Annotated in this window: 16 protein-coding genes; 10 read left to right on the top strand and 6 right to left on the bottom strand. The window is 50.5% G+C overall.

What is annotated here, in order from left to right:
• Positions 1 to 41 precede the first annotated feature (41 nt).
• The gene (locus ACFQ2I_RS07935) at positions 42 to 233 is read left to right on the top strand and encodes a hypothetical protein (protein WP_377563409.1); all 192 of its coding nucleotides are present in this window, start codon (positions 42 to 44) and stop codon (positions 231 to 233) included.
• Positions 234 to 268: 35 nt separating this feature from the next.
• Here the strand turns inward: ACFQ2I_RS07935 and ACFQ2I_RS07940 are convergent, their stop codons facing one another.
• A complete protein-coding gene (locus ACFQ2I_RS07940; protein ID WP_377563410.1) occupies positions 269 to 457 on the bottom strand; it encodes a DUF2524 domain-containing protein in 189 nt (62 codons plus the stop codon).
• 141 nt (positions 458 to 598) lie between these two features.
• On the opposite strand from ACFQ2I_RS07940, the gene ACFQ2I_RS07945 reads away from it, so the two are divergent.
• Together ACFQ2I_RS07945 and ACFQ2I_RS07950 are read left to right on the top strand one after the other, a co-directional pair.
• Positions 599 to 757: a hypothetical protein gene (locus ACFQ2I_RS07945; protein ID WP_377563411.1), complete on the top strand. Its 159-nt coding sequence runs from the start codon at positions 599 to 601 to the stop codon at positions 755 to 757.
• Positions 758 to 815: 58 nt separating this feature from the next.
• Entirely contained in the window at positions 816 to 1,067 is a 252-nt protein-coding gene (locus ACFQ2I_RS07950) for a DUF3892 domain-containing protein (RefSeq protein WP_377563412.1), read from the top strand.
• A 113-nt stretch (positions 1,068 to 1,180) separates the two neighbouring features.
• Here the strand turns inward: ACFQ2I_RS07950 and ACFQ2I_RS07955 are convergent, their stop codons facing one another.
• Positions 1,181 to 1,906 carry an MBL fold metallo-hydrolase gene (locus ACFQ2I_RS07955; RefSeq protein WP_377563413.1) on the bottom strand — a complete coding sequence of 242 codons (726 nt, stop codon included), beginning with the start codon at positions 1,904 to 1,906 and terminating at the stop codon, positions 1,181 to 1,183.
• 246 nt (positions 1,907 to 2,152) lie between these two features.
• Here ACFQ2I_RS07955 and ACFQ2I_RS07960 point away from each other — a divergent pair, with 246 nt between their 5' ends.
• Both ACFQ2I_RS07960 and ACFQ2I_RS07965 read left to right on the top strand, forming a co-directional pair.
• A complete protein-coding gene (locus tag ACFQ2I_RS07960; protein WP_377563414.1) occupies positions 2,153 to 2,728 on the top strand; it encodes a copper amine oxidase in 576 nt (191 codons plus the stop codon).
• A gap of 89 nt (positions 2,729 to 2,817) precedes the next feature.
• Complete coding sequence (locus ACFQ2I_RS07965; protein ID WP_377563415.1) at positions 2,818 to 3,129, top strand: DUF1292 domain-containing protein; 312 nt, start codon at positions 2,818 to 2,820, stop codon at positions 3,127 to 3,129.
• Positions 3,130 to 3,206: 77 nt separating this feature from the next.
• Here the strand turns inward: ACFQ2I_RS07965 and ACFQ2I_RS07970 are convergent, their stop codons facing one another.
• Together ACFQ2I_RS07970 and ACFQ2I_RS07975 are read right to left on the bottom strand one after the other, a co-directional pair.
• The gene (locus tag ACFQ2I_RS07970; RefSeq protein WP_377563416.1) at positions 3,207 to 3,623 is read right to left on the bottom strand and encodes a DUF1885 family protein; all 417 of its coding nucleotides are present in this window, start codon (positions 3,621 to 3,623) and stop codon (positions 3,207 to 3,209) included.
• Between the two features lie 79 nt (positions 3,624 to 3,702).
• The gene (locus tag ACFQ2I_RS07975) at positions 3,703 to 5,172 is read right to left on the bottom strand and encodes an aminotransferase class I/II-fold pyridoxal phosphate-dependent enzyme (RefSeq protein WP_377563417.1); all 1,470 of its coding nucleotides are present in this window, start codon (positions 5,170 to 5,172) and stop codon (positions 3,703 to 3,705) included.
• A gap of 198 nt (positions 5,173 to 5,370) precedes the next feature.
• Here ACFQ2I_RS07975 and ACFQ2I_RS07980 point away from each other — a divergent pair, with 198 nt between their 5' ends.
• The gene (locus ACFQ2I_RS07980) at positions 5,371 to 6,564 is read left to right on the top strand and encodes an MFS transporter (RefSeq protein ID WP_377563419.1); all 1,194 of its coding nucleotides are present in this window, start codon (positions 5,371 to 5,373) and stop codon (positions 6,562 to 6,564) included.
• 212 nt (positions 6,565 to 6,776) lie between these two features.
• Complete coding sequence (locus ACFQ2I_RS07985; RefSeq protein WP_377563420.1) at positions 6,777 to 9,767, top strand: efflux RND transporter permease subunit; 2,991 nt, start codon at positions 6,777 to 6,779, stop codon at positions 9,765 to 9,767.
• Positions 9,768 to 9,829: 62 nt separating this feature from the next.
• Here ACFQ2I_RS07985 and ACFQ2I_RS07990 read toward each other — a convergent pair whose 3' ends face one another.
• Positions 9,830 to 10,480 carry a YktB family protein gene (locus ACFQ2I_RS07990; protein ID WP_377563421.1) on the bottom strand — a complete coding sequence of 217 codons (651 nt, stop codon included), beginning with the start codon at positions 10,478 to 10,480 and terminating at the stop codon, positions 9,830 to 9,832.
• Positions 10,481 to 10,645: 165 nt separating this feature from the next.
• Between ACFQ2I_RS07990 and ACFQ2I_RS07995 the strand changes: the two genes are divergently transcribed.
• Positions 10,646 to 11,242, top strand: a complete 597-nt coding sequence (locus ACFQ2I_RS07995) for a hypothetical protein (protein ID WP_377563422.1) — start codon at positions 10,646 to 10,648, stop codon at positions 11,240 to 11,242.
• Positions 11,243 to 11,428: 186 nt separating this feature from the next.
• Positions 11,429 to 12,841: an NADP-dependent phosphogluconate dehydrogenase gene (gndA, locus tag ACFQ2I_RS08000; RefSeq protein WP_377563423.1), complete on the top strand. Its 1,413-nt coding sequence runs from the start codon at positions 11,429 to 11,431 to the stop codon at positions 12,839 to 12,841.
• Here gndA and ACFQ2I_RS08005 read toward each other — a convergent pair.
• Positions 12,836 to 13,153, bottom strand: a complete 318-nt coding sequence (locus ACFQ2I_RS08005) for a hypothetical protein (RefSeq protein WP_377563425.1) — start codon at positions 13,151 to 13,153, stop codon at positions 12,836 to 12,838. The two genes, gndA and ACFQ2I_RS08005, sit on opposite strands and share 6 nt — an antisense overlap.
• 132 nt (positions 13,154 to 13,285) lie before the next feature.
• Between ACFQ2I_RS08005 and ACFQ2I_RS08010 the strand changes: the two genes are divergently transcribed.
• The gene (locus tag ACFQ2I_RS08010) at positions 13,286 to 13,822 is read left to right on the top strand and encodes a shikimate kinase (RefSeq protein ID WP_377563427.1); all 537 of its coding nucleotides are present in this window, start codon (positions 13,286 to 13,288) and stop codon (positions 13,820 to 13,822) included.
• The last annotated feature ends 1 nt before the right edge of the window (position 13,823 follow it).

Consider the following 13,823-nt stretch of genomic DNA (forward strand, 5'->3'; position numbering starts at 1 on the left):
GACTATTATCATATCTAATGGATGGGCAGGTTGCATGGGAGATGTCCAAAAATAATACTGACAAGGAAGGATTGACGGCGGATGATTTGGCGCTGATCGCAGCGATCTTGGTTGTCATAGGCGACATTGTCGCACTTTGGGCCGTCATCGCTGCCAGGAATGAAAATGTAGATGTGGCGCCGGTAGCAGCCTCCATCAGCCGTCATAAGAAGAAGCCGCGAAAAAGGGCGTAATCTGCCCCAGTCCGCGGCTTTTGCAATAGCGTTGCTTATGACTCCTTAGGGATGTCACATTTGTTCTGAATGAAGCGGATCTGGTTGTTCAGATGATTGATTTCGTCTTGTGTATTCTGATGATGCTCGCCGCTTGCCTGCAGCAGTTCCAGCCGAGCCATTAATTGCGGTAAATCCGTCGAGGCGTTGGCACAATCATAGCTGCTGTCCAATGATTGGTTCATCTTTCCTTCCTCCTTATCGAAATATGGATATTGGGAACTGTCCTATTTTTGTTTAATCACAACGATTATATGCCTGTTGAGCCATACTAATTTTACACCTTTGCGCATACGTTGGTACAAAGCGTAGAGGAGGCGTTGCTTATGGGAGCCTATTATGCCGAGCTGGCCATCTGGTTAACCGGTCTATTCGGATTGACCGGTCTATTGATCGTATCGATATACGCATTCATTAAGAGTGATTCCTGGAATTACGACGAGCAGAATGTGTGGCTGCATAAAGGAAGGAATAACAGATCGTAAACAGTGGGCATGCTATTCAAGATGATTCACATCTTATTCATGAGGAGGAAGCTGAATAATGGATACGACGAATGGCATGCAGGATATGAGAGAGCAGTTCGTAGCGGTGCAAAAAAACGGCGATGGCGACTTGACAGCATTCAAGACTTCGTCCGGCAGGGTATTGGATTACCAGTCCGCTCTACAAGAGGTGCAAGCCGGACAAATTGCGGGAGTGAACGCTTTTAAAGGTAGAGACGGCGAAACGTATATACGCGGTGACGCTGATGGCGACCCCACGAACAACTTGGATCAGCTGCCGTTTTTTTAATTATCTAGTTGTCACAATGTACAAGCACACGAAAAATAAGGCCGCCGCGAACTCCTGTAATGGAGCTTGAAGGCGGCCTTATCCTATTCAAGTAATTCCAAGTAGTGAGTGGCTTATACGGAATAAGCCACTCCCTGCTCCACTATGCGCATGAGTCCGGTACGTCCGCGATAATCGTCCATCGCATCGCCGTAATGCATGAGCCACACTTTCTTCTGAACATCTTCGGGGAGAGTTAGAAGCTCATCAAGCGTAGCATGCACCATACCTGGCTGCTCCAATTGACAATCATGGTAGACGGTTGTCACGCCATTCTCGATAAGCTGCATCACCAGCTCACCGTCGAACTTCATATCGGCAGAATAGAAGAAACTGTCGTTGAACAGGAAGGAATAGCTGTCTTTGTTCGGAATGTGCTTGGTCTGTATGAGCTTCACCTTCAAGTCTGGAGCAAGCGTATAATACTGTCCAGGCACAAGAGGCTTGACCACGAAGAAATCTTCAAGTGAGGTAAGATCGCCTTGTGTCAGCCCACCTCTCAGCGTCTGCTCCCACAGCGGCTCAACTAACGTATCGGCAATATAGAGAAGGGGCTTGCGGCCGTACTTGAATAGCATCTGAAAAGCATATTCCTCCAAACCGCCAACATGATCACCGTGCATATGGCTGATAAGCACCCCGTCCAAGGCATCGAATTGCAAACCCTTCTTGTGCAGGGCTGTGGGCAGTGTGATACCGCAATCGACAAGCAGTCGGCAGCCGTCCGTCTCGACCAATGCATTGTTGTTATAATACTTTTTGGCGAATGCGCTGCCTGTTCCTAACATCGTTATTTGCATAATAAGTGTTCCCCCTAATGCTTAGTTTCTCCCTTCACTTTATCAAATTACACGGCGCTTTACCAAGGCCTGAGGAAAATTTACAATACTCTAATTTCCCGGGCAAGCGCAAAAAGCTACAGAGTTTGACAAGCTTGGCGCAATCCGAGCCAATCATTCATTCCATGAATAAATTATCGCAACTTTCGGCTTGAAAGGGAGTATAACCATACATCTGATCAATAGCGGAAGGGGGGGCTCAAGGGGATGAAATTACGCAAGGTTGCCATCTGGCTCGTGATTCTCACTCTTTGGGGAGGAACGATGCTTGCGGCTGAGGCTGCCTCGCAGAAGGTAACGGTATTCATGAATGGCATCAAGCAAGGCGAAGGCGGAGTTCTGATGGATGGCAAGACGTATTTGCCTCTACGGCAGCTTGCGACGGCAATGAACGCAATCGTCGAATGGGACGGCGGCAGGAGTGAAGCTTCACTGCACAAACCTAATGTGCATATGTTTGTTTACCATATTAACAAAGAAGGCGACAAGCCGTTCGGAGCAGTTAACAAAGGATTTCCCGGCAATATTAAAGTATTCGCTCAGGTTGATAACTTGCAGACGGAGATTAATGCCATTAAAGTGGCGATCAAAGATCCGGCAGGTCAGGAGAAGCTGCTACAAATCCAGGATGACAAGTCGTTCAATGACAACTTCTGGTTTGTAACAGAGGAGAGCGAATACAAGTTCGATCAGGCCGGCAACTATACGATTCAATTCCAGATGAGAACGGCAAGCGACGACAAGTGGCATGTCGTCTCGGAGAAGAGAATACATTCGAAGTAACACCACTTGCCAGCTCCGTTTGACCGCCCGCATGACGACATGGTAACATGTGTGAGTGTGATTAAAACAGCGAAATGGGGTAAGATTTCATGAGCGAGCATCAGCATGGAGCGGATTGCGGCTGCGGGCATGACCATGAACATGAACAAGAGGAGCATGTGTTCATCGTAACCAACGACGAAGGCGAAGAACGTGAGATGGTTATGGTGTATACATTTGAATCGGAAGGTAACGTATACGCAGTGCTATTGGATCGTCAAGATCCGGAGCAAGACGGCGTTATTTTCCGTATTGAAGAAGAGAACGACGAAGCATTCCTTGTTGGCATCGACGATGATGCGGAATGGGATCGTGTAACGGCGATCTACGAGGAGATTGCGCGTACGGAGAACGAACAATAAGTAAGATTAAAAAGGCTGCATGCCGTCAAGGGAATTTTGGCGGGGCAGCCTTTTCATTTTTTTATGCTATTCCATCACTATTTCCTGGGGTAGTAATAGACGGTTCTGCCGTTGAACATCGTTAGCTCCGCCTTCCACGATTTGGCCAAATACTTGCTTAGTTCATTGCCCTTAGCCTTGTCCCCGTGCGTTGCTCCGTCAGGCAGAACGATCTGAATGCATGGCACGATATCTCCCGCTACTCTTGCGCTTTCGCCAAGACCAATGATGATATGTCTGTAATGTGAGTTGATGCCTTGAAGGTAAAACCAGCGTTCATCGCCAGAAGACTTCACTTCGTAGGGAAATGCCGCTTCTGAATAACTCCAGCCTAGCTGCTTCCCCGTTAGTGCCGTCTGCTGCCGGTATTGCTCCAACTGTTTCTCTACTTCATCCAGTGTCAGTTGTTCGGCTGTCGAATCCGGTACGAGCTTGATATAAGCGCTTTGACCCATCTCCCATCACCTCATCCTCATCTTAGCATGAGTTTCCAGGTGAGACAATAAAGGGTTCTCTCTCGGTTCTCCTCTCCTTCTAGAAGATCGCCGTCTCCTCCACAATGACTTTCACGAATGCAATGCTGCGATCCTCAGGTCCCTTCACCGGCAGTCCAACCTCGACATGGTCGACGATATAATCGATATTCGTTTGCGAGATCACCTCGCCGGGCAGCAGAATCGGGATGCCAGGCGGGTAGACGTAGATGAATTCAGCAATGATACGTCCTGCAGACTCCTTGAAAGGAATCACTTCCGTCTCTGCGTAGAAGGCATCTCGCGGCGTTAATGACAGTTGGGGAATGTCCGGAATTTTCACAACCAGTTCCTTCGATTCCGCACCCGTATAATACCGTTCCGATAGAGCTTTGAGCGCTTCGACCAATTTTTCCGTTGTATCCGATGTATCTCCCGGGGTTACTAAGCAAAGAATGTTATACATGTCACTTAGTTCGATTTCCAGATTATAGTTATCACGCAGCCAATTCTCGGTCTCATAGCCTGTTATGCCAAGATGACGGACATGTACCGTAATTTTGGTTGGATCGTAGTCGAACGTGGCTTCTCCACCTAGAATATCTTCACCAAAGCAATATAACCCGGGAATGCAATTGACTTGCTCGCGCACTTGCTGCGCCAGCCTGATCGTCTCTTCCGCAAGTGCATATCCGTTCATGGCCAGATTGCGTCTGGACGTGTCTAGCGATGCCAGCAGGATGTATGAGGTGGAAGTCGTCGTCAGCATGCTAATAATCGTCTGTACGCGCTGAGGATTGATTCTGCCCTTGCGAATGTTCAGCACGGAGCTTTGTGTCATGGAGCCGCCCAGCTTGTGTACACTCGTCGCCGCCATATCGGCCCCGGCTTGCATAGCCGACATCGGAAGCTTGTCGTGGAAGTGGATGAGCACGCCGTGCGCCTCATCGACCAGCACGGGAATATCGTAGCTGTGAACGAGATCCACAATTTCCTTCAAGTTCGCGCAGATGCCGTAATAAGTCGGATTAATGACGAGAACGGCTTTGGCGTCGGGGTGCCGCTCCAATGCTGTTCGTACGGAGCGGGTCGTAATGCCGTGGTCGATCCCCAGGTTGCTGTCTCGCGCTGGCGAGATGAATACAGGCCGAGCTCCTGCGAATATGATGGCGGACATGACAGATTTATGCACGTTGCGAGGCACGATGATCTTCTCGCCCGGGGAGCAGACCGACATGACCATCGTCATGATCGCCCCGCTTGTCCCTTGGACGGAGAAGTAAGTGAAGTCGGCGCCGAACGCATCGGCGGCGAGCTTCTGGGCCTCTTCGATGACGCCAGTAGGTTGATGGAGGTCGTCCAGCGGCGCTATATTAATGAGATCGATGGACAGCGCATTGTCTCCAATGAATTCGCGGAATTCGGAGTCGCTGCCCTTGCCTTTTTTATGTCCAGGAATATGGAATTGTAAGGGATTTTGTTCCGCGTGCTCGCGAAGTGCCGTGAACAGCGGAGTATTGTTATGGTCCATCTTCTGTCATCCCTGCCCTTCTTCAGATATGCAAACAAAATAGAGTATAACAAAAACGTGAGGGAATGCAAGAAACTTTTTGACGCATGGAAGGAAGCGCGTCACAGGCTTTATTTTGGTAACTAATTTGTTCTATAATTGTTCATACATCGCATGTCCGTCAATATGATACGATAGGTTGCGTGGAGGGGTTGCAGCATGAAAGATAACCGTATGGCAATTGTAATGGCCATATTAATGATTACGTTTATAGGCTTCGGAATTATCATCCCGGTCATGCCGGAAATTATCCATGCATTGGACCCAGATGGGGCGGAAATACATACAGGCTTAATGCTGGCTATCTATTCGGCAGTCGGCTTTATTCTGTCTCCCGTATGGGGGAGATGGTCCGACCGCATCGGTCGCAGACCGATCTTGCTTGTCGGGCTGGTAGGCTTCTCCATCAGCTTCCTTCTCTTCGGATTGGCGGGGGAGAGCCTGCTGCTCATGTACTTGTCCAGAGCGCTGGGCGGACTGTTCTCGGGAGCTGTCACCTCGGTCATCGTCGCGTATGTAGCGGATATAACGCCTCCGGAGAAGCGGACGAAGGGCATGGGGCTTGTCGGGATGTCGATCGGGCTTGGCTTCACATTCGGTCCGGGCTTCGGCGGCTTGCTCAGTGATGTGTCCAATGAGATGCCGTTCTTTACGGCCGCAGCGCTGTCGTTCATTACGTTCCTGTTCGCTGCGGGCAAGTTGAAGGAATCACTTGAGCCTCACCAGCGCAAGAAGGCGACGGGGAAGAAGGTATCCCGATGGACGGCTTTCCAGGGACCGCTCAAGTATTTGTACGTATTGGCATTTTTTGTGACATTTACGCTTGCAGGCATGGAAGCGACTTTGCAATTTTTCGGCATGAATCGCTTTGACGTAACGCCCAAGGAAGTGGGCTTGCTGTTCTTCATTGTAGGCATTGTAGGCGCGCTTGTACAAGGGGGCTTCGTGCGACGCAACATTAAGAAGGGAGAAGAGCCTCGCTACATTGCGCTAGGCTTGCTCTTGTCCGCTGGCGGATTCTTCTTGCTGTTGTTCGCTCATTCTCTCTCGTGGACCATTTTGTCGCTCGTCGTATTCGGAATTGGCAATGCGCTCATTCGCCCTTGTGTCACTTCGCTTATCACGCAGAAGACGCAAGTTGGACAAGGCACCGCATCCGGATTGAGCTCCGCTATGGACAGCTTGGGAAGAGTTGCCGGTCCGCTGCTTGGTTCCATGCTGTTCACGGTTGAGATGGGCTTGCCTTACTTGCTTGGCGGCATTCTATGTATGCTCGCGCTGCTATTGGTCATGCGATTCCGCCAACTGGACAGACTTCATTCGAATGAGCAGGAGTTGGCTGCAAGACAATAGTTATGAGATGAGTCGGAACCGGCGCTGCACTTGCAGCGCCGGTCTTTTTTTTAATACGCAAATCAGCCTTCTCCGTCCTTAGACCCCCTCTCTGCTCGGCCTAATGAAGGGGGTAAATAACCGACCTCAGCCGATTATAGACTTCCTGCATCTCCCTTAAGATGAATAGTGTTGAGTGAAACCAATAGATGGATATCAGGGAGAGAGAACGAATGAGAAAAATTACGGAATGGTCATTTCGAAACAAGGCCGCGCTAAGTCTGATGATCGTCATGGCTCTGGCCATGGGAATGATGAGCTACTTAAGAATGCCGATGGAATTCATGCCGCCGGCCGACAATCCGCAGGTCATGATTACGACAATTGGCCCCGGCAGCAGCGCGAAGATGATGGAGCAGCAAGTGACACAGCGGGTGGAACAGGCTGTCATGTATATGCCGGGTAAAACGTCGATGCTGTCCGCGTCAGGTGACGGCTATTCGCAAGTTACCGTCAACTTCGGTTCCGGAACGAATATGAAGGAAGCGACACATGAAATTGAACAGTCGATATCTGGCATCGTGCTGCCCCAGCAAGTCATGGAGCCATTCGTCTTGCAGTTGAATACGACCATGATTCCAATCTCATGGATTACGCTGGCGTTCGACTCGGACTTGAACGAAGGTGAGCGGTCATCATGGACGGAACGGGTTGTCGATGAGTTGAAGAAGGTGGATGGAGCAGGAGAGATTCAGGTAACCGGCGCTGTCAAACCTATCGTCTCCATCATTCCGGATACGTCCATGCTCGCCGAGAAGGGGGTTCCTCTCCAGTTGCTACTCGGCGTATTGCAAGGAAGAGGCGTGTCGGCCTCGTTGGGTGAGAGGGATATCAATGGACAGACGGTTCACTTCAAGCTCACGGATCAATTGTCAAGTCTGGAGACGATACAGAATCTGCCTCTTGCCATGGGGGTGAAGCTGTCAGATGTGGCCGCGGTGGAGTGGTCTAACGGGCAGGAAGGCATCAGCAGAATGAACGGGAAGGATGCAGTACTGCTGACTGTCGCCAAGACAGCAGAAGCGAATGCCGTCGCGGTAGGAGACCAGATTGAGAAGGTCGTTCGACAGCTTCAGAGCGAACGGTCTGATGTGGACGTCGTTGAACTGATCAGCACAGCTGAGTCCATAACAGGGTCGGTTAACAGCATGTTGCGCGAGGTGCTGCTGGGTGCGTTGTTCGCGACTGTAGTCATCTTAGTTTTTATGCGCAATTTGAAGGCTACATTCATTACGATCCTCTCTATTCCGTTGTCGCTTGGCATCACATTATATCTGCTGCAGCTATCCGGCATCTCTTTGAACGTGATAACGCTTGGCGGTGTTGCCGTTGCGGTCGGACGGCTCGTCGACGATAGCATCGTCGTAATTGAGAATATATACCGAAGGCTGCAGCGGGAAGCGTTCTCAATCAGGCTCGTGACAGATGCGACGAAGGAAGTGGCATCCGCGATTACTTCTTCCACAATTGTAACAGTGGCCGTATTTTTGCCGATGGGTCTGCTAAGAGGCTCGCTGCAGAATTTCCTGCTGCCGTTCGCGCTGACAGTGTCTTATTCTCTGCTAGCTTCGCTCATCGTAGCTTTGACTGTCGTGCCGGTGCTCAGTGCATGGTTGCTTAAGGGAACGAAGGAACGTGAACATGCGGGGCCTGCCGTATTCGCGTCGTTCGTCAGATGGAATCTGGAGCGGAAGTGGCTGCCACTGACGTTGTCCATTGTTCTGCTAGCCGCTTCCGTAGGGGCTTATATCGCCATGCCAAAAGGCGCAATGGATGCCAGCAGCGCGCATCATGTCAACGTCACCTTGCAATACCCGAGTGACATGCCGCTGGAGCGCGTAAGGGAGGGCGGCGAAGATCTGGAGCGCTATATGCTTGGCGACGATAGAGTAGAGTGGGCTCTGCTGACTATGGGCAACAGCTCCGATATGGCGCGATACGGCTCAGTTACTTCTCCGACGCTTGTCACCATATTGGTTGATCTGAAGGAGGACGTGGATGCGGAGACGTTCATGAGGGATTTGAAGGCGAATCGGGAGGAGTACGACAGAGCGGAATTGCAAGCAAGCGCGATTGACATTATGATGGGCGGCAGCGGAACGAGTGTGATGGTAGATGTAACCGGGGACGATCCGGCGCTACTGGCGAATACAGCCTCTACGCTGACCGTGCAGATTGGTAAGCTGAATGCCATCCGAACCGTCGAAAGCAATCAGCAATCGATGAAGCCGGTCTATGCCTTCAAGCTCAATCCCGAAAAGACAAGGGGGGATGAAGCGGTAATGCAGTTGAATAGCTTATTGAACCCTATTCCGATAGGATCAGTAACGCTGGACGGTGCAGACGTACCGGTTATCATACAGCCAAGCGCGAACCCGATATCCGAGCAGGAGTTGAAAGGATTGTCTATTATGACCGCAGAAGGTCCAACTACACTGTCCCGACTGGGCGAGTTCGTCCGCACAGAGGAACCAAGTCTGTTCTACCACAAGGAGGGCAAGCCCTATATTCGGATTACGGCAACGGCCGATCCGGAGCAATTGTCCGTGGCAGGAGAGGAAATAGGGAAGCTGGTTGATGAGCTGACACTGCCTGAAGGGGTTCATGTGATAGTAGGCGGCGCTTCAGCTGAGTTGAGTGAAGATTTCGCAGATTTGGGATTGACCGCTTTGATTTCTATCGCGCTTGTCTATCTGATTATGGTGCTCACTTTCAAGACGCTGCGCGCGCCACTAGCCATCATGGTGACCTTGCCGCTGGCGGCGATCGGGGCAGTCACAGGCTTGCTTGCTACAGGTGTGACGCCCGACTTCACGGCGATGTTCGGCGCGTTGATGCTGATCGGCATCGTCGTGACGAATGCGATCGTGCTCATCGACCGGGTGAAGCAGAACGAAGAGTACATGCCGATACGCGAAGCGCTGGTGGAAGCGGCCACAACGCGCATGCGTCCTATCATGATGACCGCATTGGCGACAATATGCGCGATGCTACCGCTTGTATTCGGCGAGCATGCCTCCACCAATATCGTATCCCAAAGTCTAGCGATTGTCGTCATCGGTGGCTTGGCCGTAGCGACGCTGCTTACGCTGGTCATTGTGCCCTGCACGTATGAGCTGCTCTTCTTCTGCAAAGCGCGTAGACAGCGCAGAACTGCCGGGTAGTCATACGATACAGAGTCTGGAGTCTCCTCTCCCTTCAATAGCGGGAAAGGAGACTCTTGCCGTTATTGCGCATCTGTTGCGATATGATACAGAGGCAGGAGCGTCTCGTAGGTCGAGAGCGCGAACGCTGCCAATTCATCTTCGTCTCGCAGCAATTCGTCATCGGCTGCCAGATGTCTTCCTATAAGAAGCTCCGCTTTCCCGACATCCCTGAAGCGGATAAGCGCTGTCCGCCAGTCCGCTTCGCTCATCACTGCCGCCGCGACGGCTTCCTTCTTCATGTGATCCTGAGAGACGACAAAGCTGTCAGGCACGGCCTCGATGACATCCTCCAGCCTGTTCAAGTAAGCGGATGCGATGTTCTGCTTGTTCGGTACTTCATAGATCAGCGCCAGCCACAGGAACAGATGGTCGTCGAACAAGCCGAGCTGGAAGTGAGGATGCGCTTTGTAACCGCGTTTGTTGCTGCATATGGACAGCCATGTGTCTTTGGGCGGATTGACCTTTCGCCGGGCATGTCTGGCAATATGCAAGTGCATCTCCCGTCCGCTCAGTATGAAAAGTTCCTCTGTTAGCCTCTTGCCAATGCTGCGGAATTTCGGTTGAATCTGATTCTGAATCGCTGCCATTCGTTCCTCCAGTCCAGGCAGCTGGAAGACGGCGAAATCATCGGAAGTGAATCCGGTATAGGAAGTAATTGTGGAAGTGGACATGTTAACAATCTCCTTTGCGTGTATAAGCATGTATGATTGAAGATTATAGCACAGTAAAAATAGTCAATAAACCAAGTTGCCAGAACATAAGATGAAGTATAAGATAATAGTACGATTAAATTATCAGAACATTTCGTCAATAACCAGAAGTAAGGAGGGATTGCCGTGAACAGAAGCTATGAGGTGGAATACTGCAATCTGGAGCTGCGATTCGAACGCCGGCAAATCCAAAATCTCATCCGTGATCTTATTCAGGAAGGGTACTCCTTGTATTGGAGCGAGACAGAGGGCCAGTTTGTCGTATCCATCCGAACAGGCCGCAAACTTGTCAAGCTGCAATTTCAACGCATGCACCACCGATACAAGATCGTCGGCGATTACGTGATCAAAGATGAAAAGCTGTCGGAACTGCTGGAAAAGCTGATTAACGATACCCGTGGTCATGCTGTGGTAAAGCGAATCAAGGACCGTCAAATCGTCATTGAGAGCATTATGTTCGGTGAGATTATACGACTTGTGGAGGTGTCTGGCATGGAACATCGCATTATTTATCAGAAGAAGCCATTCGTCACAATAGAGGAAATGATGAAAGCTTTTCAATCGAAGCGGGCGGAAGAAAGAGCTGTTGTGCTTCGCTATGAGTTGGACTATGAGTTATCCGTTTTGCATGAAGCGTTAGAGGCGAAAGATAAGGAAGCGATTACAAATTCAAAAGAAAAGCTTGGCTTGCTTCGAGCGGAAATGTTGCAACTGGAGCTTTAGCATGAATAATTATGTCACGTTCAGCCATTAAACGATCAAATATTCAGTGGGAGCACTGTTTATTTGATTGTTTTTGATTTTGTCGGAAACGAGGTTTTTGTACACAAACGGTTTTCATCTTCGCACAAAAAGAGTAGAATATAGCTATTGTGATTCAAAATAGAGGGAAAAGGGTGGAGACACGGGATGTCAAAACAACAAATTGGCGTTATCGGAATGGCAGTAATGGGCAGAAATCTGGCCCTTAATATTGAAAGCAAAGGATTCACTGTGTCGGTGTACAATCGTTCACGCGAAAAGACGGACGACCTGATGAAAGAGGCGGAGGGGAAAAATCTGATGCCGACTTATTCGGTAGAGGAGTTCGTGCAATCCCTTGAAGTGCCGCGGAGAATTCTCATTATGGTGCAGGCTGGCGCAGGAACGGATGCTACAATCGAGTCTCTGCTGCCCCACCTGGATCAAGGCGACATCATTATCGACGGAGGCAATGCATACTTCCCTGATACACAGCGCCGCAGCAAGGAACTGGAGGCGAAGGGCTTCCGCTTCATCGGCACAGGCGTATCCGGCGGCGAGGAAGGCGCATTGAAGGGCCCGTCCATTATGCCAGGAGGACAGAAATCAGCTTATGAGTTGGTCGAACCGATTTTAACAGCTATCTCTGCGAAGGTAGGAGACGACGCTTGCTGTACCTATATCGGTCCTGACGGCGCAGGCCATTATGTGAAGATGGTGCATAACGGCATCGAATACGGCGACATGCAGCTGATCTGCGAAGCTTACGATCTATTGAAGAACGTTCTAGGTGTAACAACTGAGGAACTACACGAGATTTTCGCGGAATGGAACAAAGGCGAGCTGGACAGTTATCTGATCGAAATCACACGCGATATCTTCTCCAAATACGATCCGGAGACAGGCAAGCCAATGGTGGATGTTATTCTGGATTCCGCCGGTCAGAAAGGTACGGGCAAGTGGACAAGCCAAAGCTCCCTGGATCTTGGCGTACCGCTGTCCATCATTACGGAATCCGTCTTCACTCGCTTCTTGTCGGCCATGAAGGAAGAGCGCGTAGCGGCGAGCAAAGTGCTTAGCGGACCGCAAGCAGCTCCGTTCCAGGGAGACAAGGCGGCGTTTATCGAATCCGTCCGCAAGGCACTGTTCGCCAGCAAAATTTGCTCCTATGCCCAAGGATTTGTCCAAATGCGCGCGGCGTCTGAAGAATACAATTGGGATCTGCGTTACGGCGATATTGCGATGATCTTCCGCGGTGGCTGCATCATTCGAGCACGCTTCCTGCAGAACATTAAAGATGCGTACGATCGTGATCCTGCGCTCCGCAATCTTCTGCTTGACGAGTACTTCAAAGGTATCGTGGAGTCTTACCAAGGCGCTTGGCGCGAAGTGGTCTCCACAGCAGTGGCTTATGGCGTGCCTGTACCGGCATTCTCCAGCGCACTTGCATACTTTGACAGCTATCGTACAGAGCGACTGCCGGCCAATCTGCTGCAAGCGCAGCGCGATTACTTCGGTGCGCATACGTTCAAGCGGCTGGACAAGGAAGGCACGTTCCACTTCAACTGGCTGCAATCATAAAGGTGAAGAAGCTTTTCCGATAAGGCCGAATGCCGCTTCACTTAGCCAGTGACGAATACGATCCGTTTCCTGATCGCAATAATGACTGCGTTGCAGAAGCGCCATCGCCGCTTCGGCGAACGATAGGAAATTATGCATTAGACGTGGCTGCGAGAGATCTGCTAGTAGCGGATCTCCGTCAGCCACCTTTTTTTTAATATAACCGAGCATCCAGATGACATCATCACGGCAGAGAGGATGGGCGGGATCTAAAATTTTTTGAATTCGCATTTCCGAGGAATGCGCAACCGGTAAATGGAGATGGCACATCATTGCGGTTCACTCCTTTATAGGTATTTCGGCATTATTATCAACTCTACGGCATATACCGCTTTTTTATACCCCTGTCCAATAAAAAAATGATATGATAGGTTGGATAACATAAGGCAAAGGATGGAACAAGTCATGCAGCTTCGGCATCAGAACAAATTAATTCTTGTCGGCTTCATGGGAACGGGCAAATCCAGTGTCGGCAGCAGGCTGGCAGAGTGGCTGGGCTGGCCTCTTATCGATTCCGATGCGGCGATTGTAAGGGACCAAAATCGGGATATATCCTCGATATTCGCAACAGACGGGGAAACCGCATTCAGAGAAATTGAATCACGTGTACTGGCTTCCCTGCTTCAGACGCCGGATCGTGCCGTCGTCTCAACGGGCGGCGGAGCTGTCCTAAAGGAAGAGAACCGCAAGCTAATGCGGAAGACGGGGATCGTTGTTGCATTGAAGGCAAGTCCCGACAGGATTGTCTCTCGCGTCCTTCAAGACGAGACCCGGCCATTGCTTGATGGCGATGTGCAAGGAAGAGTATACCGGTTGTTGGAGGAGCGGAAGCATGCTTACGATTTCGCTCATTTTACGCTGGATACGACTGAGATGAGCGTGGACGACGTAGCGGCAGCAATAATATCAATGACTAATCATGTGGCGAAGGAGAATACTTAGA

Source organism: Paenibacillus chungangensis, from assembly GCF_042675905.1.
Classification (GTDB): Bacteria; Bacillota; Bacilli; order Paenibacillales; family Paenibacillaceae; genus Pristimantibacillus; species Pristimantibacillus chungangensis.